Origin of the sequence: Tolypothrix sp. FACHB-123 (assembly GCF_014697075.1) — a bacterium.
Classification (GTDB): domain Bacteria; phylum Cyanobacteriota; class Cyanobacteriia; order Cyanobacteriales; family Nostocaceae; genus Aulosira.
This window is the reverse complement of record NZ_JACJRE010000136.1, coordinates 1-4860: the sequence shown is the minus strand read 5'-3', so window position 1 is coordinate 4860 and position 4860 is coordinate 1. Positions and strand designations below refer to the sequence as shown.

Genomic DNA, 4860 nt, shown 5'->3' with positions numbered 1-4860 from the left:
GGGGAAGAGCTGGCGAAGCTGTCACCAAGTGCAAACTAAACAGTTTAGTTTAAAAACCAAGCGTAACCATAGAGGTTTATCTTTATTCAAGGCGATTTATTGGGATATGATCAATCAACGCCAGTTTTGGGGCGATCTCCAAAACAGTGTTTGATGCACTCGCCTGATTAAAAAGGTAAAAGCGACTGGGAGAGTTGTATGGTTGCACAAAAGTGTTTACGCAACAGACTCAATGGGCAAACGTTCATTCATATCCAAGTTGAAAGTACCGTAAGGATTGATATGCAGCCAAATCAAAGGTGAAAGCGCCCGCAAGTCTTGTTTTTTCATCAACTTCATCCATTGCGGTTGTGACAACACCTGCTGAATCATCAATGTATTAATATACACCAAAGAAATTTGTAACAGATGTAAGGATAAAACAGACAACTCCTGATCTTCTAAGCGATTAGTAGCAACTTCTCCACCCTTACCATAAAAAATAAAACTATTAGCACTATTCCAATTTTCAACGACATTCAATCCAGCATTAATTTCTCGACGCAGTTCTACTGAATGCAGATATTGACAGAGAAAAATGGTTTTGACAGCTTTCCCTAACTCACATAGTGCTTGATAAGTAGGGTGTAATAAATTCTCCCTAGTAAAACGCTTTAAAATAGCATCTGTTTCTGCCATTCCTAACCTAAGTGCAGTGGCATACTTAATCATTTGGTCATACTGCTGACGAATTAAATCCCAGTTAATTGACCGAGTGAGAACAGGTTGTAAATTAGGATAATCACTACCACTTCCATTAATTGGTAAATATAATTTTTGCACATTAATGCGTTTGAGACGTGGCATTAACTGAAAACCTAGCAGATGACAAAAAGCAAAAGCCACCTCACTTTGTCCATGACTATCCACAAAATTTTTCTCGACCTTCATCTCGGTACAATGGCGGAGTAAACCTTCAATCATAGCTGCCACTTCACTACTTGAACAGGTTTTTAGCTGTGAGTAGATACAAACAGAATTTTTTTCAACATGCCAATAAATCATCACACCACGCCCACCATAGCGAATGTGCCACTCCGTCATTAAATTCTGATCCCAAGCACCAAACTTTTTAGAATCAGAAGCACAAGCCGCCGTACCTTCTCCCCAAATATGCTTTAATCTGGTTCCAAAAATAGCATTGGCAATATTGGTAATAGCATTGCGTAATTGTTGTTTGTGAATATAAGCACGTTTAACGTGTAACAACTCCTGATAACTACTGCCTCCTATTTCATCACTTAAACGCTTCAGTCCAGTATTTGTTCCCAAACCATACAAACACAGTAACAGGCGCTTTTGTAAGAGATGAGAGTCCAAGACTTCTCTAGTTAAAACTGATGTAAAATGGTCAGTAAAATTTACCCGTAAATCTGTTTCTTTGAGGACATCCAAAAGACTAGTCTTCGGCCAACGGCGATTGATTTCGGTTTTTAAGCGGCATAAATTTAGCGGTTCACTTTGAGGTTTGAGGGGTGAAACGCAAATTTTCGATTTTCCTTTGTTTTTAATTTTGACGTACTTGTTTTTTGGTAATCCTGATTCTAATTGACTCAGGGCTGATTGCATTTTCTGCTGTAAATCAGTAATAAACTCTTCAACATCGTCCGGGAGTTTTAGCGCCTGAAAATATTCAGTCCGTTGGGACTCAAAATCCGTTGGTAAATCCTCTTCAGGGTTACGATAACGATAGGCTCCAACTACCCATATTTCTTTACATCTTAATTTCTCTCTTAATGCTTGCAGTACACTTAATTCATAATTAATCCGATTTACTTTGATATCCCCATCACTATTCTTTTCCAAAATTAACTCTAACCAACCACTACGCAACACACCTTCAATAGGAATATCTTCTGTTGAGTCATAGTATCGTTGGTTGCTGTGAGCATATTTTTTGAGCAATTCTAGTGCTTGAATTACTGGGCGATGAACCTCATTATTGGAGCGAAATTCCAGTTGCTGTAAAATTAATGGTAAAATTCTCCGGTAATGTCTGCCATAAGAAGAGCGCATAACAGTATAAACTCGTTCGCGGTAAACATTACCTGTTGATTTGTATTCTTTAACTAAATTTTTAAGCGTTGTTTCACTCACAACTGGAAAAATAACATCTTTGATAACGCCATCTGGTTGTTGTAAAGAAGCTTCTGCTATTTGAAATAGTAAATTAGTCTTGCCATTGACTTTTTTAAAGTCTTTCAGCAATTCTTGGTCTATACGTTTTTCAGCTTTTGTTCCTATACGATGTACGATTTGAATAATCAACTCTACTAAATTATCTACAATTTCTTGACTTCTTAAAAGAGCAAAAATAGCAACTAAAGTGTAACGAATGGGTTCAGGATGACGGCGCAAGTCTTTGGGATACTCAACAACTACGCGCTGTTTATATTGTTGTAAAATTTTCGCAGATATGTTAGTGAATAAATCTGGAGGTAAATCTAGTTGACGCAAAATTGATAATTTCTCTATTTCTTTTTGAAAACTTCCGACACCCATCCGGCCTGGGTCTAATTTTAATTCATTCCAGACCGATAACGCCTCGTCATCAATATCTAACTGAGATACTACTTCTAATGATTGCTCTGCAATTTTTTGAGGTTTGAATAAATTATCTATTTGCTCTTTAGTCTTACTAGACAACTGAGCAACAGTTCTTTGAAAAAATTTATCCTCAAAACTAGACAGAGCAGAGCGAGTGATACGTTCTAGACGACTTTGAGTAGGTGGTTCAATTTTTAATTCTCTTAAACGAGATATAGCTGCACTTTTAAGTTGTTCATATTTTAATTCGTAAATCAATGCTTGTTCTGTTAGCCAGTCAGTTAATTGAAGAGCGTCTTTTTTACTAGCTTCTCGAAATCCAAAAAATTCTCTAATTTTCTTGCGATAGTAAATTATCGACCGTCCTTGCCAATTACATTCATAGTAAATACTGGGTGAAATCTTGAGTTGTTGTGTAATATATTTAACAACAACAGAGGGAATCTCGTGGACTGATTCAGGAAATCTCGCCTCTAACTCAAAAAATTTGAGTAATAAAGCAAAAATTAAGCGATTTTGAGGCTTTTTATGCAGTAATAGCTCTAGTTCGTTTGGTAGAAGCGTCCAACACTCTACCAGTTCTTCTGGTTGCCAGTTTCGTTTCATCATCCCTCACTCACTTAACCCAAAGTATTGTATCTTCTTTGGGCTACACAGCTATTTACAAATGCAATATCTGTTTTTAGTGCTGATAATATTGCTGTACTGCCAAGTAAAAAGGCTGGTTACTTAAGAGTAGAATTATTGGAATTGAGCAGCACATCAAACGCCATCCGTGCAGAGTATTCGGCTTTTTGTGATGTGACTTTGGAGTAACGTAAAGTTGTTTGAATGCTTTCATGTCCCATCAGCGCACGCAGTTGTTCAATGCTGATGATGCCTACACGCTCGGTAGCAAATGTATGACGTAAATCGTGGATGCGTACCCCGTTAAGTTCCTGATGTTGGTTGGTAATTTCTTGCCAATAGTCATGCAAGGTGTAATAGCTGAGGCGACTGACTTTTAAAGTAACTGGATGCTGTGCTGTAAATAAAGCCTCTGATTGTTTATGCCGAGAGTGATTGAGGTAGTTTAAGAGTGCTGATGCGGCATCTTCACTATAAAAGCACCAACGCTGTTTATTCCCTTTTCCTAATACTTGAAATTTCCAATTTTTCAAGTCTATGTCTGATAAAGAGAGTGCTAAAAGCTCTCCAATTCTACATCCTGTGCGGTGCAAGATATGTACTATGGCGTTGAGTCGCAAGTCAGATTTTACAGCTTTATACAGTATTTCTAGCTGTGATGGTGTTAGATATCTAATTGTATCGTCACTTTTATGCTCGCCTTTTTCTCGGTCACAAGTCCGCTGTTTTAATCCCCGAATGGGGTTAAATTTTATATAACCTTGCTCTACCGCGAAATTTAGTAGACTTTGTAGTATTGCTTGATGCTTGTGATGTGTTGTGTATTTTAAATGCGAGAGACTATTTAAATACTCAACTATTGTTTGCTTACTGATGATTTCTATTGCCCAACTTCCGTATTCACAAAGCAAAGGTGAGAGCGTTACAGAGTATGTCTCCTTGGTGGTTGGTGCTAGTCCAGGCCGCTCTAAAAATTCCGTCGCTACTGTGGCTAATGTAACAGCTTTTTTCACCTTAAATTGTGTGATTACAACCAGGTTTTTTGTTCTCAAATTATATATCTTTTGAAGTAAATATTGACAGCTTTTTATGGATACTTCTCAAACCCCGCAACCTGGAGAATCCCTTGCTGACTATTTGGTGAGAATCAGGAAATTTAAACACTGGACTCAGTTTGAGTTGGCGCAGGCGGCCGGAATTCATTCTCGCTCAGTTGGCAAGATTGAGCGTGGGCTGACCACCAAACTCAACCAAAAAACTCTGCGCGGGCTGGCGGTGGCTTTGGGCGTACCCCAGGAGTTCCTAGAAGCTGTAAGTAAGGGACAAGAGGTTCAACGGCAGCAAGGTGTGAAATTTTGTCAGCAGTGTTGGAGTCCGGGTCATGCTGCTGACCCTATGTGGCAAAATGTTAAAGCTCAGTTTTGTTATCTCTGTGGTACACAGTTACGGGCTAGTTGTACCAATTGTGGTGAGTTGGTGGTGTCTACTAGACATCGCTTTTGTCCAATCTGTGGTCATCCTTATAAAAGCAGTGTCAATAAAGCTAAAACTTAGGTGCTAACAAAGTTTCATCCCTTGATTTCCAGACTGCTCTCTAAACTAAACTGTTTAGTTTGCACTTGGTGACAGCTTCGCCAGCTCTTCCCC

At 38.6% G+C, this 4860-nt stretch carries 3 protein-coding genes; 1 reads left to right on the top strand and 2 read right to left on the bottom strand.

What is annotated here, in order from left to right:
• Window positions 1-216 precede the first annotated feature (216 nt).
• The gene (locus H6G41_RS34170; RefSeq protein ID WP_190752800.1) at window positions 217-3192 is read right to left on the bottom strand and encodes a Tn3 family transposase; all 2976 of its coding nucleotides are present in this window, start codon (window positions 3190-3192) and stop codon (window positions 217-219) included.
• Between the two features lie 119 nt (window positions 3193-3311).
• Window positions 3312-4226 (bottom strand): tyrosine-type recombinase/integrase, encoded by a 915-nt coding sequence (locus H6G41_RS34165; RefSeq protein WP_190752798.1) that lies wholly within the window; start codon window positions 4224-4226, stop codon window positions 3312-3314.
• A gap of 76 nt (window positions 4227-4302) precedes the next feature.
• Between H6G41_RS34165 and H6G41_RS34160 the strand changes: the two genes are divergently transcribed.
• Window positions 4303-4767, top strand: coding sequence for a zinc ribbon domain-containing protein (locus H6G41_RS34160; protein WP_190752796.1), 465 nt, complete (start codon window positions 4303-4305; stop codon window positions 4765-4767).
• Window positions 4768-4860 lie beyond the last annotated feature (93 nt).